Here is a 24,289-nt window from a genome sequence, read left to right on the forward strand (position 1 = left end):
CCAGGCAAAGAAGGAGGAAATCATGGCAGTTGCGGAGATGGAACCGGCCGTCATTGAAGGCAAGAACAGCGGCTCACCCCAGCACCGGGGCCCGGGACCCGATGCACCGTTTTCCCTGACGCAGCTGTCCTTCTGGGACCGCATCACGTTGTGGGTGCTCACAGCAGCGGCGGCCGTCCTCAGCCTGTGGAATTTGACCGGCGCCCCCAGCTACCAGGACGACGAGGGGACCTACACGGCCCAGGCCTTTGCCGTTCATTCGGGAAGCCTGGCCCCCTACACCTACTGGTATGACCACCCGCCACTGGGGTGGATCCAGATCGCGGCCCTCAACTGGCTCCCGACGATGCTGGGGCTGGGCGACGGGACGGCCATCGGTGCAACGAGGTACGTCATCGCCGCATTCTTCGTTGCCAGCGCCGTCCTGCTCTACATGGTTGCCAGGCGCCTGAAAGTCCGTATTCCCTTCGCCGCGCTGACAACCGTGATCTTCATCCTGTCACCGCTTTCCCTGGTCCTGGGACGGCAGATCTACCTCGACAACATCGGCGTTCCCTGGCTCCTGCTGGCCTTCTATCTGGCCCTCTCTTCCCGCGACGCCCTGTGGCACCACGTGTGCGCGGGGATCTGCTTCGCCGTGGCGGTCCTTTCGAAGGAGACCCTTGCGATCTTCGGCCCGGCGCTGTTGATGGCGCTCACCTACCGTCCGCGCTGGAGCAACCGTTCGTTCTCCGTGGTGGGATTCCTTACGGTGGGAGGGCTGATCCTCGCCTTCTATCCGTTGTCGGCGCTGCTGAGGAACGAGCTCTTCTCCGGATCCAACCACGTCTCCTTGCAGGACGCCCTCTCGTACCAGTTCCTGGAACGCTCAGGTTCGGGAAGAATCTTCGAAGCCGGTTCGAGCCGCGCGGAGTTGTTGGCGGGCTGGCTCTACTTCGACAAGTACCTCATTGCCGCCGGCCTTGTGGCAGCCGCCCTCTGCCTATTGAGGAAACAGGCCCGGGTCCTAACAGTCGCAATTCTCTCCTTCGCCATTCCTATTGTTCTCGGCCAGGGCTACCTCCCGGCGATGTACATCATCGGGGTGATCCCGTTCCTCGCCCTGGCGCTGGGCACCGGCGTCGACATCGCGTGGTCCGGGCTTGAGAAGTACGTAAGGACCCGGCCGAGCCTACGAAGGCCGTTGCGGGCAGCGTTCGTGGCGGTCCTTTGCTCCTCGCTGGTGCTCATGTCCGTGCCGCAATGGTTCGAACAGGACAGGGACCTCCTGACGGCCGAAAACAATGCCAACTGGCGGCAGACGCTCTCCTGGGTTCAGGACAACATCTCCCGCGAGGACGTCGTCCTGGCGCCATACTCCATGTGGTACGACCTCAATTCCAGCGGCTGGAACGACTCCTGGACCATGATCGCCACGGAGAAACCCGACCTCGACAAACAATTTGAAACAGCCCATCCCGACGGATGGCAGGAGATCGACTGGATCATCGTCGGACCGTCCGTCACGGCCAACATCGACAGCCTGGGCCTGAACCGGGCAGCCTCCGCCCTGCAGCATTCCACGACTGTCCGGACTTTTGGCGAGTGGAGTATCCGCAGGGTGGAAGCCCCCGTCCGGCCACAGGCCAACGAGCGATAGGAGCAGGTACCGTGAAACTTTCAGTGATCGTACCCACTGCCAATGAAGCACCCAACATCGAGCAGCTCGTCAACCGTGTGGCGGGAGCCTGCAAGGATATCGACGCCGAAATCATCTTCGTTGATGACTCCACGGACGACACGCCCGAGGTCATTGGCCGCGTTGCGTCGACCGCGGCCCTTCCGGTCCGGATGATCCACCGGACAGAGCCCGAGGGCGGTTTGAGCGGGGCCGTCGTCGAGGGGTTGCAGTCGAGCTCAGCCGACTACTGCCTCGTCATGGCTGGTGATCTCCAGCACCCGCCGGAGCTGATTCCCGTCCTGCTCGCAGAGCTCGAAGGCGGCCGCCATGATGTAGCCCTGGCCTCCCGGTATTGCGGCCCGGGCAGTAGCGCCGATGGGCTCCCCAGCCTTTACCGGCGGATAGTTTCCGGCAGTGCGTCCCTGCTGACACGCTGCCTGTTCCCCTCAAAGTTGCGTGACTGTTCCGACCCCCTGACCGGATTCTTCGCCCTGCGCCGCTCGACAGTGGATTACGACAGGCTCCGCCCCGGTGGATTCAAAATCCTTCTCGAGATTCTCGGCAGGCATCGCCTGGCTGTCTCGGAAGTTCCCTTCATCTTCGACAAGCGCACGGCCGGAACATCCAAGGCAGGCGTCCGCGCAGGCATGGGCTTCCTCCTTCAACTCGTGCAGCTTCGCATTGGCCGGGCCGGGGTTTTTGCGGGCGTGGGCGCAGTCGGCGCGGTGCTCAACCTCCTGATTATGGGCCTCCTGCTGGCAGCGGGGACACACTACGTTTTCGCGGCCGTCGTCGCTGCGGAACTGACCATCGTTTCGAACTTCGTCATGCAGGAGCGGCTGGTTTTCGGCGCGAGCCTGCCCACAGCGAGGTCGCGGACAACCCGGTTCCTGCACTCCTTCGGGTTCAACAACGCCGAGGCACTGCTGCGGCTGCCTGTTCTGATGGTCGCCGTCGAAACGCTCATGATCAACAGCGTCGTTGCCCAGGGACTGACGCTGCTGGCTGCGTTCACCGTGAGGTATCTCTACCACTCCAAGGTCGTCTATCGGCCAACGCAGCCTGCACCGGCCGCCGCCACCATGCCGGGAGTCCGTCGCGAGCCTTTCGTGCCACAGGCACAGGGCGACCCTGTCATGTAAGGAGTCCGCATCGCGGAGCGCAGGTTCCCGTCCGGTAGCCGCTCAATCAGGCCGTGCAGGACCAGATCGTCCACGCGCCGGTGGGCTGTGGTCAGGGGCAGGCCGGCCTCCGGCCGCTCCCCTAGCCCGCCACGACGCTGGCCGCGCGGTCCGCATCCCGGCCGACCGCGAGTTTGGCGATGTCCCGGCCCGCCCGGTACCCGAATACAAGGGCCGGCCCGATGTGCGAACCGTAGCCCGGATAGCCGCCGCCGAAAACGCTCACGGCAGCCGCGCCGACGGCAAGCAGGCCGGGGACTGCCGTTCCCTCCGTGGTGACAACTTCCGAATGCTCATTGACCCCCACTCCGGCAAAGGTGCCCAGGTCGCCCATCTGGATCTTTGCGGCGTAGTACGGACCCTTGCCGATCGGGGCCAGGTTCGGATTCGGTTTGTGTTCAAGGTCGCCGCGGAAGTGGTTGTACAGGGTGGAGCCGCGGCCGAACGCCGGATCCTCACCGCGCACAGCTGCCGGGTTGAATTCAGCCACTGTGGCCGCAAGGCCCCGTGCATCGATGCCGAGCTTTCCGGCCAGTTCCGCCAGCGTGTTCCCCTTGACCAGGTATCCGGTCCGGTAGAAATAACCGCGGGGCATCGGCCAGGGCTTAGCGTAGCCGATGCCGTACTTGTGCATCGTCTTCGCGTCGCCGATCACGTAGCCGAACGTCTTGTCTTCGTCCTTGTTGTGCCGGATCATCGCGCCGCCGAAGTCGTGGTAGCTCAGCGCCTCGTTGCCGAAGCGCTTGCCGTGACGGTCGACGGCGATGAGGCCGGGCAGGCCGATGGCCCGCAGGTGCGGGAAGAGCCGCTCCTTGCCGCTCAGGTACTTGAACACGGTTACCGGTGCCCAGGAGCCCACGCTGAACACGGAGTCATCGATATGTCCGCCGGCACTCATCGCCAGGGTGGCGGCGTCCCCGCCGTGGCCCACTGTCGGCGTGAAGTGGTCGTCGCCGTCGGCGTCGTGCGGGAAGTACTGCTGCCGAAGCTCCTTATTGCCCGAGAAGCCGCCGGCCGCGAGGATCACGCCGAGCCGTGCTGTCACCGTGCCCGCATGCTCTCCCCCAAGGACGGCCCCGGTCACGGTTCCGGCATCGTCACGGGTCAGCGACAGGGCGGGCGAAGACTTCCACAACCGCACGCCCAGGTCGTCGGCGCTCTTCACCATGCGGGTCATCAGGGCGTTGCCGTTGGAACGCAGGACGGGACGCTTGTAGCGGGCAGCGTCGGCCCACGTGCGCAGCAGCTTCTTCGCCACATAGACGAACGATTTCACCGACTGGTTCACGTGGAAGAACTCGTTGATGTCGGGACCCACCTGCGGCATGTAGCCGAACACCGTGTAGGAGCTCATGTACGGCTGCATCAGGAGCCGCTTGTCCCCGAGCACGCGTGCGTCAACATCCTGCGGCAGGATGGCACGGCCCGAGAGTTTCGCCCCGGGCAGGTCCATCTGGTAGTCCGGGGACTTCTCCGGGTATGTGAACTTCACCTCGGTTTCGTCCTCGAAAAAGGAGATCGCCTCGGGCACCGTATCCAGGAAGTCCCGAACGCCCGCTTCGTTGAACGTCTCCGGGGCCAGGTTCCTCAGGTACGTCTCGGCGTCCTCCCGGGTGTCGCCCTGCGCCACACCCTGCTTATTGCCGGGGACCCACGCCCAGCCGGCGGAAATGGCCGTGGTCCCGCCAAAGTACTGCTCCTTTTCCGCAACGATTACCGTCAGGTCCTGCGACGCGGCCTTCAATGCGGCTGCCATCCCGGCCACGCCGGAGCCGATAACGAGGACATCACAAACGGTGGTCCCCGTGACTGGTGCTTTGCTCTTGTTGCTTGCCGTGCTCATAGATCCTGCTCCATTCAGTCAGCCGACCGCATCCTCGCGGCAGCCGGGTGGAAGGCTAAAGCCCCAGTAGACCCGGCAGTTCCGGCCACTGGCAGGAGGATTACCATTGAGCGGTAATCCTGAGGAGGAACAGTGGCCAATTCCGCGTCCGGCGAGTCGATCATCGGCCGCTTCGTGAAAATCGTGAGCGCGTTCGACGACCGCCACACCTCCATGACCGTCGCCGAACTCGGGCGCCGGACCGGGCTGCCCGTCACCACCACCTACCGGCTGGTCAACGACCTGCTCCGGGAACGGCTCCTCGAACGCGAACCCGGCGGAGACATCCACATCGGAACCAGGATGTGGGAGCTCGTCTCCCGCGGGTCCAAAATGCTCGGACTGCGGGAGGCGGCCCTGCCGTTCATGGAGGACGTGCAGGCCGTCGTGCAGCACTCCACCACCCTCGGCATCCTGGATTCGGACGAGGTGCTGTACATCGAGCGGCTTGGCTCCGACAAGACCATCGTGGATATCACCAAAATCGCCGGCAGGCTGCCGCTGCACGCAACGTCGTCGGGCCTGGTCCTGCTGGCACACGCCCCGGCCGCCTACCAGGACAGCTTCCTTGCCCGGCCGCTGACGAAGTTCACCGAAACCACCCTCACCGAACCATCCCTGCTGCGCCGCCACCTGGCCGAGATCAGGCAGCGCGGCTTTGCGGCCATGCCGGGCGTGATCGTGCCCGAATCCAGCGGCATCGCCGTCCCCGTCTTCGGACCGGACAACACTGTTCGCGCCGCGCTCAGCGTGGTGGTGCCGCGCAACGAGGAGAACGCGGCCGCCCGGGTCCCCGTCCTGATGGCTGCGGCCCGGGGCATCTCACGGGCCCTTGGCTGGCGGGGCGAGCTGAAGGGCACACTTCGCCAAAGCCACTGAGCAGAGCCACTGAGCAGAGGCACTGAGCAGAGGCACTGAGCAGAGGCACTGAGCAGATCCAGCCAGTGCCGTCTTTTCCGTTCATCGGCAATCATGTGGTTCCAGTCACACCTCCCCTGCAACTCTGGCTAGGACGCAGCAATGAGGCTGCAGGAGTTACGGAGGAGCACACCACATGAACACCACAGCGAACCGCGTGGCCGGCAAGACTGCCATCGTCACCGGCGGCCGCGGCGACCTGGGCAGCGCCACCGCCGCCCTGCTGGCGCAGCACGGCGCAAAGGTAGCCAGCCTGGACGTTGCCGGCATCCCGGCCGGGGCGGCCCATGCAAATATCAGCGAGTACGACGTCGATGTCACCAGCGAGGACAGCGTCGCGGACGCTATCCGCCGGGTCCGTGACGACCTGGGCACGCCGGACATCCTGGTCAACGCCGCCGGAATCATCGGCCCCGCCGGAGCCTCCCACACCGCATCGGTGACGGACTTCGACACGATCTTCAACGTCAACGTCAAGGGTGTCTGGCTGATGACCAAGCATGTGGTCCCCGGCATGATCGAAAAAGGCGCCGGCAGCATCGTCAACTTCTCCTCCATCCACGGCATCACGGGCGGACGGAACGTGCCCCTGTACCACGCGACCAAGGGCGCCGTCCGGCTCCTGAGCAAGTCCGATGCCGCGGCGTACGGAGCCCACGGCATCCGGGTGAACTCCATCCACCCCGGATCCATGGACACCCGGATGAGCCGCCGCTCCGCCGAGCAGTCGGAGATCGGCGCCGAGGCCTACTACAAGCAGCTGGTGGGCTCCAACCCCCTTCCCCGGCAGGGCAAGCCGGACGAAATCGCCTACGGCGTGCTGTACCTGGCCTCCGACGAATCACGGTTCACCACAGGTTCCGAGCTCGTCATCGACGGCGGCTACACCGCCGTCTGACCCGGCCCCTCATCTTCCGCACTTTTTCTTTTTTGAAAGGCAACACCCATGAAATTCGTTAATGGAACCGCAGCCGAAAAGTACGACGTCGTCATCGTCGGTTCCGGTGCCGGCGCCCTCACCGCGGCGGCCACCGCTGCCCGCGCCGGCAAGTCCGTCGTCGTCCTGGAAAAGAGCGCCCTGCTGGGCGGGACGTCGGCCGTCTCCGGCGGCATGCTGTGGGTGGCGGACAACCACCACGCCCGCGAGGCCGGTATTTGGGATTCCAAGGAAGCGGCCGCAGAGTACGTGCGGGCCGTGGCCCGGGGACGCGGCCGCGACGAGCTGCTGGATGCGGCACTCAATTACGGCGACCGGATGCTCCGTTTCGTCGAAGAGGAGTGCGGGCTCCGCTTCATCTTCCTCAACAACTTCCCCGACTACCGCCAGGACCTCCCCGGCGCCGTGGAAGGCGGCCGCACAGTGGAACCGGAACTGTTCAACAGCCGGGAAGCCCTGGGCGGCCTCAAGGAACACGTCCGCAGCGACGGCCGTGCCCCGTTCACGATGCAGGAATACGAAAACTGGGGCGCCTTCACCAAGTTCCCTTGGGACGACCTCAACCAGCGCCAGGAAGAGGGGCTGGTGGCCAAAGGGCAGGCCCTCGTGTCCATGCTGCTCGCCAGCCTGGTCCGCGACGGCGCAGCGCTCGTCACCGGAGCACGGGGGCACCGCCTGCTCACCGGCGGCGGCCGGGTGACCGGCGTCGAGCTTGAATCCGGTGAGGTGTTCCACGCAAACGACGGCGTGGTCCTGGCCACCGGGGGCTTCGAATGGGACAAGGCACTGGCCGACTCGATGCTCGCCTCGCGGCTCTACACGATGTGCTCGCCGCCATCGAACACCGGCGACGGGCTGCGGATGGCCCAGCGGATCGGCGGCCAGACCCGGGGCACCAGGGAGGCCTGGTGGGCCCCGATGTCCGTCACCGGCGACACCCGCGACGGCCAGCCGATCGGCACGTTGCTGCGCTTCGAGCGCCAGGGCCCGGGATCGATCATGGTGAACCGCCACGGCCGCCGCTTCGCCAACGAGTCGCAAAACTACAACGACCTCGCCCGGAGCCTGCAGTCCTGGGATTCCGCCGCAAACCGGACCCTCAACACGCCCGCGCATGTGATCGTGGACCACGCCTACATGGAGCGTTACGGCATCCTGGCCCACCGCGCCGGCCAGCCCACCCCCGGGTACCTGACCGAAGGGGCAACCCTGGAAGAACTGGCGGAAAAGATCAACGTACCGGCAGAGAACCTCACCGCAACCGTGGCCCGGTTCAACGAATACGCCGTCAGGGGCGAAGACCCCGATTTCGGCCGCGGCGAAAGCGCGTACGACAAATACTGGGGCGACGAGGAGTACCTGTACCCGAACCCGTCCCTGGGACCGCTACAGACCGGGCCCTACTACGCCATGGAAGTGGTCAACGGCGCCTTCGGCACCAACGGCGGCGTGGCCACCGACGGGCTGGCCCGCGTGCTCGACGTCGACAACCAGCCCATAGCCGGCCTGTTCGCCGCAGGCAACACCACCGAAAACGCCTACGCCGCGGGCTACCCGGGCGCCGGCGCCACCCTTGGACCGATCATGACCATGGGCTACCTAGCCGGGCGCACCATCACCGGCCAGTCACCGGACTACCGTCCGGCTGAACAGAACGAAGCGACCGTGGAACTGGTGGGAGCCTGAGATGATCCGCCACACCGTGCTCTTCAAGTTCAAACCGGACTTCCCGCCCGCCGACAAGCATGCCTGGATCGCCGGACTCAACAGGATGACCGGGAACATCCCCGGCATGCTCAGCCTGACCCACGGCCCGGACGTGCTCAACACCGAGCGCTCCTTCGACTACGCCATCGTGGCCGATTTCGAAACGGTCGAGGACATTGCGGTGTACAACACCCATCCGCTGCACGAGCCGCTCAAGGCCTACTCATTCCCCAACAGCCAGCAAATCCTGTCGGTGGACTTCCGCCTCGGGGATTCCCGGCCGGCTTCCACTAAGACACAGACGTCTTAAGGAGATCCCCATGAACACAGCACCCGCAACTCACGGCGCACCGCGCGAGACCCGGCGCGAGACCGAAAGCACCACCCCGCGCAAGACGCCCGGCAAGGCAGCCCTGGCATCATTCCTCGGCAGCACCCTGGAGTACTACGACTTCTTCATCTACGGGACCGCCGCCGCGCTCGTCTTCCCGCACTTGTTCTTCCCTTCCGCGGACCCCGCCATCGGCCTGATCGGCGCCTTTGCCACCTTCGGCGTGGCCTACGTGGCACGGCCGGTGGGCGGCCTGGTCATGGGACACTTCGGAGACAAGCTGGGCCGGAAGAAGATCCTGCTGCTCACTCTTGGCATCATGGGCCTGGCCTCGCTCGGCATCGGGTTCCTGCCCACCTACGAACAGGTCGGCGTCTGGGCCCCGATCCTGCTGGTGGCGGGACGGCTGGCACAAGGCTTCTCCGCGGGCGCGGAGTCGGCCGGCGCTTCCACCCTCACGCTGGAGCACTCACCCGAGGGCAGGCGCGGCTTCTTCACCAGCTTCGTGATGACCGGCTACGCCTCCGGCATGGTGCTGGCCACCCTGGTCTTCATTCCGGTCACCGCACTCCCCCAGGAAGCGATGCTGAGCTGGGGCTGGCGCATCCCGTTCTGGCTCTCCATCGTGGTGCTGGCGATCGCCTACTGGGTGCGGACGCACCTGGACGAAACACCGGTTTTCGAGGAAGCCCAGGAGAGCCGCCAGGTCGCCCCGATGCCGCTCAAGGAAGTGCTCAAATTCCAAGGCCCGGACGTGCTGCGTGTTGTGGGCATGTCGATCATGTCGGTCATGCAGACCATCTTCACGGTCTTCGGACTGGCATACGCCACCTCCACGGCAGGTTTCGACCGCGCCTCCATCCTGACCGTCAACGCCGTCGCCATTGGTCTGTCGATGTTCGCCATGCCGCTGGCGGCAAGGCTTTCGGACCGGATCGGCCGCCGGCCGCTGCTGCTGACCGCCGCCTTCGGGTGCTCAGCCACGATCTTCCTGTATTTCCTCGCGCTGTCCTCCGGGAACATCGTCCTGGTGTTCCTGGCGGCCTTCCTGAACATGACCGTGCTGTACTCGGGGTTCAACGGCATCTGGCCCTCGTTCTTCGCCGAACAGTTTGCCGCACCCGTGCGCTACACCGGCATGGCGATGGGAAACCAGCTGGGACTCGTCCTGGCCGGCTTCGCCCCGATGATCGCCGGCATGCTCCTGACCCCGGGTGTCACCGGCTGGGTTCCCGTGGCTGTCTTCGGCACAGCCTGCATGCTGGTCGCGGCAGCCTCGGTGTACTACTCCCGCGAGACATTCAGGACGCCGATCGAGGAACTGGGCGCTCCCTACCTGGCCGGTACCGCCCGCCGCACGGCAGCCGAGGGTTCCTAGCAGCCGGTCAGGTGCCGCTTGGGCCGCTCCTGCCGGTAGTAGTAGCGGCCCGCTTCCGTGAATCCCGAACGGGCATACAGCTCCCGGGCGCCGGCGTTGGCCGCCGTCACCAGGAGCCAGTAGCTGCGGATGCCCAGGGCGTCACCTTCACGCAGCAGGGACCCGAGGACCCGCGAGGCGAAGCCCCGCCGTCGGGCATCCGGACGCGTGGCCATGCAGTACAGGCCACCCACCTCTCCGACGGGAGGAACGGCAAGGCGTCCGACGGCGGCCGGCAACCCGTCGTCGTCCCTCACCAGGGCGTAAACCGACCGGCAGCCTTCCAGGATGGTGCGGGCGGTGGCGAGGGGTTCCTCGCCACCGCGGCCGTCCACGCTCCACCAGAGCCGAAGCCATTCGTCCGACGGCTCTGCTGAAAGCGTGACGCCGGCGTCAGGTGCCGCCACCGGAACTGCGGTCTCCGCGCCGGCGTCGCGCACCAGGATCACGGTCTCGGACTGCCGGGTGAAGCCTTCCTCGTCGAGAGCAGCGTTCAGGGCCGCACTGCGGAAATCGTCGAAGACCTGGAAGATAACGGGAAGACGGCGGCTGCGGTACCAGGCCCGGGCATCCCGGAGCATGGCCATCCGCTGGTGCAGGGTTCCGTCCGGCTCGGACCGCGGCCAGACCGAGTTGGCCCGCTGGGTCACGCCGCCCGCAGCGCGAAACACCCAGCCGCCGGAGTCCTCCCGATCGGGAGCGGGCCACGCGGCATCCATCAATGCCTCTAGGGCAGGTATCGTCTGCCGTTCCATCGGACTCCTCATTTTGCTTTGGGGGGACAGCAAAGGCTCCCCGGTTTCCCGGAGAGCCTTTGCTGGCATTCAGTTACCGCTACTTTGCTGCGTCCTCGGGGTCCTGCGGGACGGGCGCGGCTTTCTTGGCCTCGGGCTTGAAGTCGACGCCGGCTTCCTTGCGCTGCTGCGCGGTGATCGGCGCGGGAGCCTGGGTCAGCGGGTCGTAGCCGCCGCCGGACTTCGGGAAGGCGATGACGTCGCGGATCGACTCCACGCCGGCCAGCAGTGCGACCACGCGGTCCCAGCCGAAGGCGATGCCGCCATGCGGCGGAGCGCCGAACTTGAAGCCCTCCAGGAGGAATCCGAACTTGGTCTCGGCATCCGCCTTGTCCAGGCCCATGAGCTCGAACACGCGTTCCTGCACGTCACGCTCGTGGATACGGATGGAGCCGCCGCCGATTTCGTTGCCGTTGCAGACAATGTCGTAGGCGTAGGACAGGGCCGACTCGGGATCCTGGTCGAATGAATCCATGAATTCGGGCTTGGGCGAGGTGAAGGCGTGGTGGACGGCGGTCCACTGGCCGGCACCGACGGCTACGTCGCCCGAGGCCACTGCGGCTGCGGCGGGCTCGAACATCGGGGCATCCACAACCCAGCAGAACGCCCAGTCCGCGGGGTTGATCAGTCCGGTGCGGTGCCCGATTTCAACGCGTGCGGCGCCGAGGAGCGCGCGGGAGGGCGTCTTCTCGCCGGCAGCGAAGAAGATGCAGTCCCCCGGCTTGGCACCGACGGCGTCGGCCAGGCCGGCCCGCTCAGTGTCCGTGAGGTTCTTGGCCACCGGACCGGTCAGCTCGCCGTCTTCCTTGAAGAGGACGTAAGCAAGGCCCTTGGCTCCGCGCTGCTTAGCCCATTCCTGCCAGGCATCCAGGGCACGGCGTGCCTGCGAGGCGCCGCCCGGCATGACCACGGCACCGACGTAGGGCGCCTTGAACACGCCGAAGTTGGTGTCCTTGAAAAATTCCGTGAGTTCGGTCAGTTCCTGGCCGAAGCGGAGGTCCGGCTTGTCCGAGCCGTAGCGCGCCATGGCGTCGGCGTAGGTGATGCGCTGGATGGGCGTCGGGATTTCGACGTCGATCAGCTGCCACAGGGCTTTGACGATGTTTTCGCCGAGCGAAATGATGTCGTCCTGCTCCACGAAGCTCGCTTCGATGTCCAGCTGGGTGAATTCCGGCTGGCGGTCCGCGCGGAAGTCCTCATCGCGGTAGCAGCGCGCGATCTGGTAGTACTTCTCGAAGCCGCCCACCTGCAGGAGCTGCTTGAAAAGCTGCGGTGACTGCGGCAGGGCGTACCAGGAACCCGGCGCGAGGCGTGCGGGGACCACGAAGTCGCGGGCGCCTTCCGGCGTCGAGCGCGTCAGCGTGGGGGTTTCAATCTCCACGAAACCGTCCCGGTGAAGCAGCTCGCGCGCCACGCGGTTGGCCTCTGAACGCAGGCGCATGTTGCGGGCGGGGCCAGGGCGGCGCAGGTCGAGGTAACGGTGCTTGAGCCGGGCTTCCTCGCCCACCTCGACGTGCTCGTCGATCTGGAAGGGCAGCGGATCCGAGGTGTTGAGGATGGTCACCTTCTCTGCGATGACCTCGATCTGGCCGGTGGCCAGGGCCGGGTTCTCGTTGCCCTCCGGACGCTGCGAAACCGTGCCGATGACCTGGAGCACGTACTCATTGCGGAGTCCGTGAAAAACCTCTTCTTCCCGGACTACCACCTGGGCGACGCCGGAGGCATCGCGAAGGTCAACGAATGCCACACCACCGTGATCACGACGCCGGCCCACCCAGCCGGCCAGGGTTACGGTTTGTCCAATGTGCTCGGAACGAAGGGATCCGAGGTCATGTGTGCGCAGCACAGCACGCCTTTCTGAAGGAGACAGCAGGAATACAGAGATGATGTTGAATAGGAACGTTACGGGAACAGCCCCGTTCGAGTTTACCCGTTGGAGAGGCTTTCCTTCCGCCATGCAGACCCATCACCGGCTTCAGCGCCGGCTCGGAGTGCTTGACGCCACCGCAATCGGGCTTGGCTCCATGCTCGGCGCCGGCGTGTTCGTCGTCTTCTCCCCGGCCACCGCCCTGGCCGGCCCGCTCATGATTGTCTCTGTGCTGGTCGCCGGCGCGATTGCCTACTGCAATGCCGTTGCGTCCGCCCAGCTGGCTGCCAAATACCCGGCCAGCGGAGGAACCTATGTTTACGGCCGCAAACAGCTGGGCCAATGGCCGGGCTTCATCGCCGGCTGGGGTTTTGTCACCGGAAAGACGGCATCCTGCGCGGCCATGGCCCTGACCTTCGGCCATTACGTGGCACCGGGCTATGCAACGCCGGTAGCCATCGCCGCCGTCGCCGTGCTCACAGTGGTCAACCTCATGGGCATCACCCGCACCGCGCTGTTGACCAGGATCCTGCTCGGCGTTGTCCTTGCCACCCTCGTGTTCGTGGCAGTGGCGGGCCTTGCGGGGCCCCATCCTGAACCCGACGGTCCCGGGGCGGGCGTTGGCAGCGCCTGGGGAATCCTCCCGGCCGCGGGACTGATGTTCTTCGCCTTTGCCGGCTACGCGCGGATCGCCACGCTGGGCGAAGAGGTCAAGGACCCCGCCCGCACCATACCGCGGGCAATACTGGCGGCTCTGGCCGGTGCGTTCGTGGTCTATCTGGGCCTTGCCGTGCTGCTGCTCTGGCACCTCTCCCCTGCCCGCCTGGCGGAATCCGTGTCGCCATTGCTGGACGCTGTGGCCCTCTCCGGCTTCAGCGCGGGGGGACCATTCGTCCAGGCCGGAGCAGCCGCCGCCTGCTTGGGAGCCCTGCTGGCCCTCATTACGGGAGTGGGCCGCACAGCCTTGGCCATGGCCCGGGAACGCGACCTCCCGGCTCCCCTGGCCCGGGTGGGCGGACGCCACACCGTGCCTGTCGTCGCCGAATTGTCAGTGGCCGCCGCCGTGGTGGCACTGCTTGTCACCACGGATGTCCTCACCGTGGTGGGCTTCTCGAGTTTCGGCGTGCTGATCTACTACTCGGTGACGAATGCTGCCGCCTTCACCATGACCGAACGGCCGGGAAGCGCCCCCCGCTGGCTGAATGCCGCGGGTTTTGGCGGGTGCCTGGTCCTGGCCTTCACGTTGCCGCCGGCCTCGGTGGCCGGCATGGCGGCAGTACTGGCCGCCGGAGTTGCCGGCCGCTTCCTGGTGCTGCGCTTCCGGAAACGGCCGCTGCGTCGTTGAAGGCCGCTTAGGCGTTAAGGACCCGGACGTGCAGGTCCTCGTCCGACGGAGTCCACGTGGCGGGGTCGGCGTCCGTCTGCTCACCCGAGCGGATGTCCTTCACCTGGTGCTTGCCGTCGTCGTCCGTGAACCAGACGAACGGGATGCCCCGGCGGTCGGCGAACTTGATCTGCTTGCCGAATTTTTCGGCCTTGGCGGCCACCTCGGTGGAAATACCGCGGGAACGAAGCTGTGCGGCGACATCCTGGGCCGCGCCCCAGCTGTCGTCGTTGTTCAGGGCGACGAGCACTGCCGTGGGTACCTTGCGTGTGGCCTGGGCCAGTTCCTGGCTCAGGATCCTGGAGACGAGGCGGGTGACGCCGATGGACAGGCCCACGCCCGGGAACTTCCGGTTTCCCTTGCTGGCCAGCGCGTCGTAGCGCCCGCCGGAACAGATGGAGCCGAGCTGTTCATGGCCCACCAGGACGGTTTCCACCACGGTTCCGGTGTAGTAGTCGAGGCCCCGGGCGATGCTGAGATCCGCCACCACTTTGCCGGGCGCACGGTGCACCGCAGCTGCGATGACCTGCTCCAGCTCGTTCAGGCCCTCCTCCAGCAGCTCGTCCTTCACGCCCAAGGCACGGACCTTTTCGACGAAGGAGGTGTCCTCGGTGCGGATGCCGGCCAAGCTCAGGGCGGCCTGCGCCTGTTCCTCGGAGGCTCCCAGCTCGGTCTTCAGCAGCTCGGCCACCTTGGCAGGGCCGATCTTCTCGAGCTTGTCAATGCTCCGCAGGACTCCGGCGGTGTCCGTCAGGCCGATGCCGCGGTAGAAGCCTTCGGCCAGCTTGCGGTTATTGATGCGCAGGCGGAAGTCGGGAATCGGGAGGGCGCCCAGGGCCTCGGCGATGACCAGCGCGATTTCGACGTCGTAGCGGAACGGCAGCTCGCCGTCGCCGACAATGTCGATATCCGCCTGGGTGAATTCGCGGGCACGGCCCTCCTGCGGACGCTCGCCGCGCCACACCTTCTGGATCTGGTAGCGGCGGAACGGAAACGCAAGGTAGCCGGCGTTCTCCACGACGTAACGGGCGAACGGCACGGTCAGGTCGAAGTGCAGGGCGAGGGCATGGTGGTCACCCTTGGCGGCCCTGGATTCCTCTTCATCATCCTGCAGGCGGCTGAGACCATACACTTCTTTGTCGATCTCGCCCTTGCGGAGCAGCTGGCCCACGGTTTCCACTGCGCGCGTTTCGATCGAGGAGAAGCCGTGCAGTTCGAAGATACGCCGCAGGGTGTCCAGCACATGCAGCTCCACCAGCCGCTCCTCGGGAAGCCACTCGGGGAATCCGGACAGGGAGGCGGTGCGTGCCATGGTGGATTTTCTCCTCAGGTAACAGAAGGCCGGAGTACCCTGCCCGGTGATCCGATTCCGCCATGTGATCAAAAAGCGGCGGTAAGGGCGGGAGTCCAGCCAGTCATGCATAAACTATGTGCGGCAGTCAGTTTATGCTTTCGGCGCCTGCAACTTCTAATGGAGGGGCCGGAGCACCGCCTGCCGCTTGCTGCCGGACACCGGACGTCGCCCTTGGCCCGTCCGGCGGGCCGGCCCGACACCCAGGAGGACTTTTGGCGGCCAGTTCACGGAGCGCCCGCGAGGCAAAGCGGCGCATCCTGCAGATGGAAGCGAAGCGCGAGCTGCGGCGGCAGCAGGAAAAACGCCGTAAGCGCGACAACCTCCTTGCTGTCGGGGCGGGCGCCGGGGCGCTGGTCCTCGCCGTCGTCCTCCAACTCACCGTCTTCGCCAGCAACCCCTCGGAGGACGAGTACGCGGCAGCGCAGGCCGGGCTGACCAGCCCTTCGGCGTCACCGACGCCAGCGGCCACAAACGGCCCCAACATCCCCAAAGCGGAGACTGCGGCGGGCAAGGTGTTTACCGGCGAGCTCAAGCTGAACAGCGGGGCTTTGGGCGTTGAACTGGACGGAACCAAGGCACCGCAGGCGGCGGCGGTCTTCAAATCCCTTGCCGACGAGAACTACTACAGCGGCATCAGCTGCCACCGGCTGACCACGGGCGAGACGTTCGGCGTCCTGCAGTGCGGGTCGAAAACCGGTGACGGACAGGGCGACCCCGCGTACACCTGGGGTCCATTGGAAAACACGCCGGCGGACAACAACTATCCGGCCGGCACCATTGCCGTGGCGCGGACCGGAGGCAACGCCTATGGAAACGGCACCCAGTTCTTCATCGTCTACAAGGACACGGTCATTCCGTCCGATGCGGCCGGTGGGTACACGGTAGTGGGCAAGGTGACATCCGGCCTTGATGTGGTGACAAAGATCGCCGCCGGCGGTATTAAGACAGGCGGAAGCGCAACAGACGGCGCTCCTGCGGAACCAGTCACGATAGACTCGTTCTCTCTGAAGTAACCAGCCCCGGCCTCCACGCTGCGGGTGCAGGTATTTCCCTCCAAGCGAAAGACTTTTAGCGGTGACAGACAGTCAGAAATCCGACGAAACAGTAACAGCAGCCTCCGACGAAGCCGAGACCGGCGCTCAGGTGGTTGACGACGCACAGGCGGCTGGCAACGACGCAGCTCCCGAAGCTACGGCAGATGCGAAGTCAGCGGACCAGGAAACTTCCGCACCGGAGGCTCAGGCTGAGGCCCCTGCCGCTGAGGCTGAGGTACCTGCTGAAGCGCCGGCTGCAGAGGCTGAGGTGCCCGTCGCTCCGGCCGAGGCTTCCGCTGCGGAGGCTTCCGCTGCGGAGGCACCGGTTGCGGAGGCTGAGGCGGCCGCCGCGGAGGCTGAGGCGCCCGCCGCTCCGGCTCCGCGTCCGGCAGCCCGCCCGGCGCCTTCACCGGCTGCCTTCGCGGCGCGGCCGAAGGCTGCCTCGTCCCCTGCCGTCCCTGTGCCCGCACCGGTTTCCTCGGCTGCGTCCCTGGCCGAAGCCGCACGCTGGGGCCGGGTTGAAGGCGACGGCCACGTCTTCCTGACCATCGACGGCGAGGAACACCCCGTCGGCCAGTACCCGGATGTAAGCGACGAGGAAGCCCTCGGCTACTTCGCCCGGAAGTACGACGACGTCGTGGCCCAGATTGTGCTGCTCGAACAGCGGGTAAGCTCCAAGGCCCCGACCACCGACATGCAGAAGACCGTGACACACCTGCGCGAGCAGCTTGCCGAACGGAACATGGTAGGCGATCTCCGTTCGGCCGAAGCCCGTCTCGACACGCTGTCCACCCAGATCGCGGAACTCGAGAAGGCCGAAAAGGCTGAACACGACGCCGTGCGCGCTGCCGAACTGGCCGCCCGCGAAGCGATCGTTGCGGAAGCGGAAGAAATTTCCGGCCACGATCCTGCGCAGATCCAGTGGAAGACCTCCAGCGCGCGGATGAACGAGCTCTTCGAAAGCTGGAAGACAGCACAGAAGAACGGCGTCCGGCTGGGCCGCAGCAACGAGGACGCTCTCTGGAAGCGGTTCCGGGCAGCGCGGACGGTCTTCGACCGCCACCGCCGGGCGTACTTCTCCCAGCTGGACAGCAACAACTCCGCAGCCAAGGCCGCGAAGGAAAAGCTGATCGCTGAAGCTGAAGCACTGTCCTCCTCCACGGACTGGGGGTTCGCCGCCGGTGAATACCGCCGCCTGATGGACGAATGGAAAGCCTCACCGCGGGCAAGCCGCAAGGACGACGACGCACTGTGGGCGCGTTTCCGCGCCGCGCAGGACGTCTTCTTCACCTCGCGGCAGGCAGCCAACGACGAGATCGACCAGGAGTACGGCGCGAACCTGACTGTGAAGGAAGCCCTTCTGGTCGAGGCGAACGCCCTGCTGCCCATCAAGGACCTTGCCGCAGCCAAGAAGGCGCTCCAGTCCATCCGTGACCGCTGGGAGGAAGCCGGCAAGGTTCCCCGCGCGGACATGGGCCGGATCGAAGCCGGTCTCCGGAAGGTGGAGGACGCTGTCCGCCACGCCGAGGACGAAAACTGGAAGCGGTCCAACCCGGAGACCAAGGCGAGGACCAACAGCGCCCTGTCGCAGCTGGAGGCCGCGATCGCCGGGCTCAAGGAAGACCTCGCGAAGGCGGAGAAGGCCGGCGACCAGCGTAAGATCAAGGCCGCCCAGGAAGCCCTGGAGGCACGCGAGGCGTGGCTGGACCAGATTTCCCGCTCGGCCAGCGAACTGTCGTAAGCACGCAGGCTCCAAGTACAGGCCCCGTTCCGGTTATCCACATATCCGGAACGGGGCCTGTACCCGTTTAAGGCGGCAGGAAAAGATAGCTGAATGGCTACCTCGTCTCCGCTCACCCCACGCACCGCGCCAGCACACAACGGGCTCGCAGTCCCCGGGCCCACCGTTTCCGGGCCCACAGAGCTCTATTCGCCCGGCCGCGTATTCTCGTGGCCGGAATTGCAGGCAATGGCCGCGGACGGTCTGCTCAGCCAGTTGTACCAGCGGGGGTACATGCTGCCTGGAACTGCGGCGACTCCGCAGCTGCGGGCCCGCGCGGCCTCCTTTGCCGTCCCGCCGGGTATCAGGCAGCGGGTCGTTGCGGGCAGGATGACGGCGGCATGGATCTACGGCTGCGCCGGGGAACCCGACCGGCTTGCGCTCCTCGTGGATGCCACCCGCCGGGTGTCCAGCTTGAGGTCCACCCGCGGTTGCACCCTGCACGAAGTCAGGCTCGGCCCGTTCGACGTCGTCAGCCTGGGCGGGCTGATGGTTTCCAGCCCGCTGCGGACAGCCCTGGACATCGCGCTGCACGTGGACGCAGAGCGGGCATTGCCGGCCTTGCGGAAGATGCTGGCGCGTCCCGAGCTGGATGTCAGGCTGCGGCTGCTCACCCTGGCCGTCGAGGCCACTCCCCGGGTTCCGCATAAGAAGGCGGCCCTGGAAATACTTTCGGCCCTGAAGCCCGAGCCCGGATGGCCGAACCCAGTTACCCCGACGTGTTGTTAGCTGCGCCGCCTGTTTCCAGTGGTCCGGTAAACGTCAAACACGCCGTCGATCCGCCGCACGGCACTGAGCACGTGGCTGAGGTACTTGGGGTCCCCCATCTCGAATGCGAACTTCGAGATGGCCACCCGGTCCGTTGAAGTATGCACGCTGGCGGCAAGAATGTTGACATGATTTTCGGAGAGGATCCTGGTGACGTCGGACAGCAGCGACTTCCGGTCCAGGGCCTCCACCTGAATCTCCACGAGGAACACGCTGGACTGGGTGGGAGCCCAGTCAACCTCCACGATGCGGTCCGGCTGGTCCTTCAGATCGGAGACATTGGTGCAGTCCGTGCGGTGCACCGACACTCCTGATCCCCTGGTCACGAACCCCAGGATGGGATCGGGGGGTACCGGCGTGCAACAGCGGGCCAGCTTGACCCAGACGTCACCCACGCCGCGGACGATCACGCCGGAGTCGGAGTACTTCGTCTTGCTCACTTGAGTGGGGATGCTGACCTCTGTCAGGTCATCCTCCGGGCCCTCGTTGCCGCCGAGGGTCTCTACAAGCCGCTCCATGACGGACTGGGCCGACGTGTGCCCGTCGCCCACCCCGGCGTAGAGGCCGGAGATGTCCACATACTTGAAGTGCTCGGCGACTTCGGCCAGGGCGTCGTGGGTCATCAGGCGCTGCAGGGGAAGGTTCTGCTTCCGCATCGCCTTTGTCAGGAGTTCCTTGCCACGGTCAATTGCCTCTTCGCGGCGTTCCTTGCTGAACCACTGCCGGATCTTGTTGCGGGCGCGGGCGCTCTTGACGAAGTGCTGCCAGTCCTGGCTGGGGCCGGCACCCTCCGCCTTGGAGGTGAAGATTTCCACCCAGTCGCCGTGGTTGAGTTCGCTGTTGAGGGGAACCAGCTTGCCGTTGACCCTTGCTCCGATGGTCCGGTGGCCCACTTCGGTATGGACGGCATAGGCGAAGTCCACGGGCGTCGATCCGGCCGGAAGGGCCATGACTTCGCCCTTGGGCGTGAACACGAACACTTCGCGGGCATTGATTTCGAACCGCAGGGAGTCCAGGAACTCGCCGGGGTCGGACGTTTCCTGCTGCCAGTCAACGAGGGACCGCAGCCACCCCATGTCGCCGTCACGGGGGCTTCCGGGGCCGGCGGCCGTCCTGTTCGGCTGGTCCTTGTACTTCCAGTGCGCCGCCACACCGTACTCGGCGCGGCGGTGCATCTCGTGGGTGCGGATCTGGATCTCCACGGGTTTGCCGCCCGGCCCGATGACTGTGGTGTGCAGGGACTGGTACATGTTGAACTTCGGCATCGCGATGTAGTCCTTGAACCGGCCCGGAAGCGGGTTCCAGCGCGAATGCAGCGTGCCCAGGGCGGCGTAACAGTCCCGGACGGAGTCCACCAGGACCCGGACACCCATGAGGTCGTTGATGTCGTCGAAGTCCTTGTCGCGGACAATCATCTTCTGGTAGATCGAGTAGTAATGCTTAGGCCGGCCCGTGATCGTGGCCTTGATCTTGGCCGTCCGAAGATCGTCGGTGATCTGGTTCCGGATGACACTCAGGCTCTTTTCGCGCTCCGGGGTCCGGTCCCCCACCATGCGCACGATTTCTTCGTACACCTTCGGGTACAGGGCCGCGAAGGACAGGTCTTCAAGTTCCCACTTGATGGTGTTCATTCCGAGCCGGTGTGCCAGCGGTGCGAAGATTTCCAGTGTTTCGCGTGCTTTGCGGGCCGAGGACTCCGCCGACACGAACCGCCAGGTGCGCGCGTTGTGCAGCCGGTCCGCGAGCTTGATCATCAGCACGCGGATGTCCTTGGCCATCGCGACGACCATCTTGCGGACGGTTTCAGACTGTGCGGCTTCGCCGAAGCTCACCTTGTCCAGTTTGGTCACGCCGTCAACCAGCATGGCAACCTCGGGGCCGAAGTCCCTCTTAAGGTCCGCAAGCGTGTAGGGCGTGTCTTCAACCGTGTCATGCAGGAGGGCGGCCGCCAATGTGGTGCCGCTCAGTCCAAGTTCGGCCAGGATGGTGGCCACCGCGACGGGGTGGGTGATGTACGGATCGCCGCTCTTGCGTTTCTGTCCCCGGTGGCTCTGTTCGGCCACCACGAAGGCCCGCTGGATGAGGTCGAAATCCTCTTTGGGATTGTTGGCCCGAACGGTGCGGAGCAGCGGTTCCAGGATGGGTGAGTACGTAGCCGTTCCGCGGCCGGTCAGCCGGGCGAGCCTGGACCTGGTGCGTTCACGGCGTCCGGGGAAGGTGGGACGGAACCCTGAACTGTCAACCGGCACGCCTGCATCCGGGTGCCCGGACGCGACCAAACCGGTCTGCGGACCCTGGCCCGGACCTTCACCACCGTCGGCCGTTGGCGCCGACGTCGAACGTTCTTCCAATGAAGCACCCCTCACGACCCGTTAATTATCCCAGTCTATTCCCGCGGCAGGACACTTCCGTAACCGGGACGCAGATGCGAAGGACCGGACCCCGTCACGAATGACGGAGCCCGGCCCTTCGCAGCCAAACAGTTTAGGCTGTGGCAGTCTCAGCCGCAGCGGCTGCCTTCGCGGCCGACTCGCTGCGGCGGCGTTCAACTCGCTCCGCCTGCTTGACCAGCGCGGGTTCGCCCTGCCGCAGCCAGGCATACAGCGGGGCCGCGATGAAGATGGTCGCCGCCGTGCCGATCAGGATGCCAACGAACAGGGCAAGCGACAGATCGCGAAGGGTGCCCGCGCCCAGGAGGCCGGCGCCGATGAACAAGATGGCCCCAACGGGAAGAATGGCAACCATCATCGTGTTGATGGACCGGACCAGCGTCTGGTTGACGGCAAGGTTGACCTCTTCCGCAAACGTGCGGCGGGTGGAGGCATCAAGGTCTGCGGTGTTCTCGCGGATCTTGTCGAAGACCACCACCGTGTCATACAGCGAGTAGCTGAGGACCGTGAGGAAACCGATAATGGCGGACGGCGTGACCTCGAAGTCACTGAGGGCATAGACGCCCGCAGTGACAAACATGGTCACGAGCATGCCCACCAACGCCGAAAGCGACATCTTCCAGGTTCGGAAGTAGAGCGCCATCAGGACGGCCGCAATGACAACAAAAATCACCAGGCCCAGGAGAGCCTGCTTGGTGACGTCAGCACCCCAGGTGGGACCCACGAACGTGGAGGTCACCTCGTTGTCCGTGACACCGTAGGCGGTGGTCAGCCCTTCCTTGATGCGGAGGGTTTCGTCATCGGTAAGCTTGTCCGTCTGGATCCGCATGGTGCTGCCGGCCACGTTGGCCACGCGTGGAATGCTGCCCTCCACGACGTCCTGGACGGCTTTCTCGCCGAGGGACGCTTCCGTGGTCTTCACGTTGGACACGGTGAATTCGGACCCGCCCCGGAATTCGATGCCGAGGTTGAATCCGCCCTTGGCCACCGGGAGGAGGATGGACAGCGCCACGGCGACGGCCGCGATGATGAACCAGATCTTTTTGGAGCCGACGAAGTTGTACGAGCGCTTGCCCGTGTAGAGCTCATTGCCGAACGTGGCAAAATTCGTGGTCATTTACTTGCCCTCCTTGGACGTGCTCTTGGAGGAACCGGCAAGCTGCTCCTGCTTTTCCGCCAGGCGGCGTTCTGCAATGGTCATCCGGCGCTCGGCTTCAGCTGCGGCGCCGGTGTTCTTGGCACGCACCACACCCGGCTTCTCTTCCGGCGTGCGGAGCCTGCCGGCACCGCGGTAGAGCGGCACGGCACCGAGGCGCTTGGGGTCAAGGCCGGAGAACCGGTGGCCCTCGCCGAAGAACTTGGTGCGGGCAAGGAGCTGCAGCGTCGGGTGGGTGAACATGAACACGACGATGAGGTCGGCGATGGCGGTCAGGCCAAGGGTGAACGCAAAGCCGCGCACGTTGCCCACGGCGACGAAGTAGAGGACCAGTGCCGCCAGCAGGTTCACCGCCTTGGAGGCCAGGACGGTGCGCTTGGCACGCTTCCAGCCGTTCTCCACGGCGGAGACGAGCCCGCGGCCTTCACGCAGTTCATCACGGATTCGTTCGAAGTAGACGATGAACGAGTCGGCCGTCTGGCCGATGGCCACGATGAGGCCGGCGACGCCGGCGAGTGACAGGCGGTAGTTCTCGGTCCAGCCCAGGATGGCAATCGCCAGATAGGTCAGTGCTCCGGCCACCACAAGGGAGAAAATGGTGACGAATCCGAGCGCACGGTACTGGAAGAGGGAGTAGACCACCACGAGGAGCAGGCCGATCACGCCTGCGAGCAGGCCCATCTTGAGCTGCTCACCGCCCAGGGTTGCGGAAATCTGCTGCTCGCTCTGGATCTCGAAGCTGATGGGGAGTGCACCGAAGCGCAGCTGGTCCGACAATGCCTTTGCGGACTGCTCGGTGAATCCGCCGGTGATCTGGGGACGGCCGTCGGTGATCACCGCAAGGGAACGCGGGGCGGAGATGACCTGGTCATCGAGGACAATCGCGAACTGGGCCTTGGGATCGTTGCCCGATTCCCCGCCGGCGGCCACGAAGAACTGGTACAGCCGTTCAGTGACTTCCTTGAACTTGGCGGTTCCCTGCTCGTCGAACTGGATGTTCACGGCCCATTCGTTGGTGACAGCGCCCTGCGCACCCTGCTGCAGCTGGAAGGACGAGGACTTGATGTTCGAGCCCTTCACTTCCACCGGACCCAGGATGTACTTGATGGCCGGGGACGTGGCAGTCGCAGGCTCACAGGTCACCAGCGGCTTGGCGGGGTCCGAGCGCTCCTGCTTGTCCTGCGAAGGGTTGTCGCAGTCCAGGGTCTCGAACTTCTTGTACACCTCGGGCGTGACCCAGTTGACGTCGCTGCTGTTGGTCGGCTCAGCTGTCGGCTTGGGCAACTTGTCGTCCGGAGTCAGTGATTCCGTCGGCACGGCGGCGCCCGCTCCGGCCTGGAGCACCGGCCGGAAGTTCATGTCGGCCGAAGCCTGGATGAGGGCGCGGGTCTCCTTGGAAGGGGTACCCGGAAGGCTTACCACCACGTTGCGGCCGGACTGCGTGCTGATTTCCGCTTCCGCGACGCCCGAGCCGTCCACGCGCTGGCGAATGATCGCAACGGCCTGGTTGAGCTGATCCTCGTTGATGTCCGAGCCGCCCTCGACCTTGGGCGCCAGGATCATCTGGGTTCCGCCCTCAAGGTCAAGTGCAAGCTTTGGTGCCCAGCTGGCCTGGCCGGAAATGGAGCCGCCGGCGAGCACGGCAGTCATGACGGCGAGGATAACGCCGAGCCAGACCAGCACCCTGAGTGCTGAGTTTTTGGGACCAGTACGTGCCATTGTCGATCTT

18 protein-coding genes are annotated in these 24,289 nt (G+C 65.5%); 11 read left to right on the top strand and 7 right to left on the bottom strand.

What is annotated here, in order from left to right; translation table 11 throughout:
* The first annotated feature begins 22 nt into the window (after window positions 1-22).
* Window positions 23-1,639 (top strand): glycosyltransferase family 39 protein, encoded by a 1,617-nt coding sequence (locus ASF98_RS15255; protein WP_055803277.1) that lies wholly within the window; start codon window positions 23-25, stop codon window positions 1,637-1,639.
* 11 nt (window positions 1,640-1,650) lie between these two features.
* Window positions 1,651-2,802, top strand: a complete 1,152-nt coding sequence (locus ASF98_RS15260; RefSeq protein WP_082506872.1) for a glycosyltransferase — start codon at window positions 1,651-1,653, stop codon at window positions 2,800-2,802.
* Window positions 2,803-2,923: 121 nt separating this feature from the next.
* Here the strand turns inward: ASF98_RS15260 and ASF98_RS15265 are convergent, their stop codons facing one another.
* The gene (locus tag ASF98_RS15265; RefSeq protein ID WP_055803280.1) at window positions 2,924-4,684 is read right to left on the bottom strand and encodes an FAD-dependent oxidoreductase; all 1,761 of its coding nucleotides are present in this window, start codon (window positions 4,682-4,684) and stop codon (window positions 2,924-2,926) included.
* A 132-nt stretch (window positions 4,685-4,816) separates the two neighbouring features.
* On the opposite strand from ASF98_RS15265, the gene ASF98_RS15270 reads away from it, so the two are divergent.
* The 5 genes from ASF98_RS15270 (at window position 4,817) to ASF98_RS15290 (ending at window position 9,994) form a co-directional block, all read left to right on the top strand.
* The gene (locus ASF98_RS15270) at window positions 4,817-5,602 is read left to right on the top strand and encodes an IclR family transcriptional regulator (RefSeq protein WP_055803283.1); all 786 of its coding nucleotides are present in this window, start codon (window positions 4,817-4,819) and stop codon (window positions 5,600-5,602) included.
* Window positions 5,603-5,777: 175 nt separating this feature from the next.
* A complete protein-coding gene (locus ASF98_RS15275) occupies window positions 5,778-6,539 on the top strand; it encodes an SDR family NAD(P)-dependent oxidoreductase (RefSeq protein WP_055803285.1) in 762 nt (253 codons plus the stop codon).
* 48 nt (window positions 6,540-6,587) lie between these two features.
* The gene (locus ASF98_RS15280) at window positions 6,588-8,264 is read left to right on the top strand and encodes an FAD-dependent oxidoreductase (RefSeq protein ID WP_055803288.1); all 1,677 of its coding nucleotides are present in this window, start codon (window positions 6,588-6,590) and stop codon (window positions 8,262-8,264) included.
* A gap of 1 nt (window position 8,265) precedes the next feature.
* Entirely contained in the window at window positions 8,266-8,595 is a 330-nt protein-coding gene (locus ASF98_RS15285; RefSeq protein WP_055803290.1) for a Dabb family protein, read from the top strand.
* Window positions 8,596-8,605: 10 nt separating this feature from the next.
* Window positions 8,606-9,994, top strand: coding sequence for an MFS transporter (locus ASF98_RS15290; RefSeq protein WP_055803293.1), 1,389 nt, complete (start codon window positions 8,606-8,608; stop codon window positions 9,992-9,994).
* On the opposite strand, the gene ASF98_RS15295 is transcribed toward ASF98_RS15290, so the two are convergent.
* Window positions 9,991-10,788, bottom strand: a complete 798-nt coding sequence (locus tag ASF98_RS15295; protein ID WP_055803296.1) for a GNAT family N-acetyltransferase — start codon at window positions 10,786-10,788, stop codon at window positions 9,991-9,993. The two genes, ASF98_RS15290 and ASF98_RS15295, sit on opposite strands and share 4 nt — an antisense overlap.
* Window positions 10,789-10,867: 79 nt before the next feature.
* Window positions 10,868-12,673: an aspartate--tRNA ligase gene (gene aspS / locus ASF98_RS15300; RefSeq protein WP_156372428.1), complete on the bottom strand. Its 1,806-nt coding sequence runs from the start codon at window positions 12,671-12,673 to the stop codon at window positions 10,868-10,870.
* Between the two features lie 109 nt (window positions 12,674-12,782).
* Here aspS and ASF98_RS15305 point away from each other — a divergent pair, with 109 nt between their 5' ends.
* The gene (locus ASF98_RS15305) at window positions 12,783-14,039 is read left to right on the top strand and encodes an APC family permease (protein WP_055803299.1); all 1,257 of its coding nucleotides are present in this window, start codon (window positions 12,783-12,785) and stop codon (window positions 14,037-14,039) included.
* Window positions 14,040-14,046: 7 nt separating this feature from the next.
* On the opposite strand, the gene hisS is transcribed toward ASF98_RS15305, so the two are convergent.
* Window positions 14,047-15,390: a histidine--tRNA ligase gene (gene hisS, locus ASF98_RS15310; protein ID WP_055803302.1), complete on the bottom strand. Its 1,344-nt coding sequence runs from the start codon at window positions 15,388-15,390 to the stop codon at window positions 14,047-14,049.
* 254 nt (window positions 15,391-15,644) lie between these two features.
* Here hisS and ASF98_RS15315 point away from each other — a divergent pair, with 254 nt between their 5' ends.
* The 3 genes from ASF98_RS15315 to ASF98_RS15325 all read left to right on the top strand — a co-directional run bounded on the left by ASF98_RS15315 (window position 15,645) and on the right by ASF98_RS15325 (window position 18,975).
* Window positions 15,645-16,445: a peptidylprolyl isomerase gene (locus ASF98_RS15315; RefSeq protein ID WP_055803304.1), complete on the top strand. Its 801-nt coding sequence runs from the start codon at window positions 15,645-15,647 to the stop codon at window positions 16,443-16,445.
* Between the two features lie 61 nt (window positions 16,446-16,506).
* Entirely contained in the window at window positions 16,507-18,207 is a 1,701-nt protein-coding gene (locus tag ASF98_RS15320) for a DUF349 domain-containing protein (protein WP_055803307.1), read from the top strand.
* 93 nt (window positions 18,208-18,300) lie between these two features.
* A complete protein-coding gene (locus ASF98_RS15325) occupies window positions 18,301-18,975 on the top strand; it encodes a type IV toxin-antitoxin system AbiEi family antitoxin (protein WP_055803310.1) in 675 nt (224 codons plus the stop codon).
* Here the strand turns inward: ASF98_RS15325 and ASF98_RS15330 are convergent.
* From ASF98_RS15330 to secD, 3 genes are all read right to left on the bottom strand, one after another.
* Window positions 18,972-21,365, bottom strand: a complete 2,394-nt coding sequence (locus tag ASF98_RS15330) for a RelA/SpoT family protein (protein ID WP_055803313.1) — start codon at window positions 21,363-21,365, stop codon at window positions 18,972-18,974. The two genes, ASF98_RS15325 and ASF98_RS15330, sit on opposite strands and share 4 nt — an antisense overlap.
* A 133-nt stretch (window positions 21,366-21,498) precedes the next feature.
* Entirely contained in the window at window positions 21,499-22,521 is a 1,023-nt protein-coding gene (secF, locus tag ASF98_RS15335; RefSeq protein ID WP_055803316.1) for a protein translocase subunit SecF, read from the bottom strand.
* A complete protein-coding gene (secD, locus tag ASF98_RS15340; RefSeq protein ID WP_055803318.1) occupies window positions 22,522-24,279 on the bottom strand; it encodes a protein translocase subunit SecD in 1,758 nt (585 codons plus the stop codon).
* Between the last annotated feature and the right edge of the window lie 10 nt (window positions 24,280-24,289).

The sequence above is a fragment of the Arthrobacter sp. Leaf337 genome, from assembly GCF_001423745.1.
GTDB lineage: Bacteria > Actinomycetota > Actinomycetes > Actinomycetales > Micrococcaceae > Arthrobacter.

Bases quoted from the DNA above. Each gene is read 5' to 3' on its own strand.
- ASF98_RS15295 (WP_055803296.1), bottom strand. From the start codon at position 10,788: ATGGAACGGCAGACGATACCTGCCCTAGAGGCATTGATGGATGCCGCG.
- ASF98_RS15275 (WP_055803285.1), top strand. From the start codon at position 5,778: ATGAACACCACAGCGAACCGCGTGGCCGGCAAGACTGCCATCGTCACC.
- ASF98_RS15290 (WP_055803293.1), top strand. From the start codon at position 8,606: ATGAACACAGCACCCGCAACTCACGGCGCACCGCGCGAGACCCGGCGC.
- secF (WP_055803316.1), bottom strand. From the start codon at position 22,521: ATGACCACGAATTTTGCCACGTTCGGCAATGAGCTCTACACGGGCAAG.
- ASF98_RS15280 (WP_055803288.1), top strand. From the start codon at position 6,588: ATGAAATTCGTTAATGGAACCGCAGCCGAAAAGTACGACGTCGTCATC.
- secD (WP_055803318.1), bottom strand. From the start codon at position 24,279: ATGGCACGTACTGGTCCCAAAAACTCAGCACTCAGGGTGCTGGTCTGG.
- ASF98_RS15265 (WP_055803280.1), bottom strand. From the start codon at position 4,684: ATGAGCACGGCAAGCAACAAGAGCAAAGCACCAGTCACGGGGACCACC.
- ASF98_RS15285 (WP_055803290.1), top strand. From the start codon at position 8,266: ATGATCCGCCACACCGTGCTCTTCAAGTTCAAACCGGACTTCCCGCCC.
- hisS (WP_055803302.1), bottom strand. From the start codon at position 15,390: ATGGCACGCACCGCCTCCCTGTCCGGATTCCCCGAGTGGCTTCCCGAG.
- ASF98_RS15305 (WP_055803299.1), top strand. From the start codon at position 12,783: ATGCAGACCCATCACCGGCTTCAGCGCCGGCTCGGAGTGCTTGACGCC.
- ASF98_RS15255 (WP_055803277.1), top strand. From the start codon at position 23: ATGGCAGTTGCGGAGATGGAACCGGCCGTCATTGAAGGCAAGAACAGC.
- ASF98_RS15325 (WP_055803310.1), top strand. From the start codon at position 18,301: ATGGCTACCTCGTCTCCGCTCACCCCACGCACCGCGCCAGCACACAAC.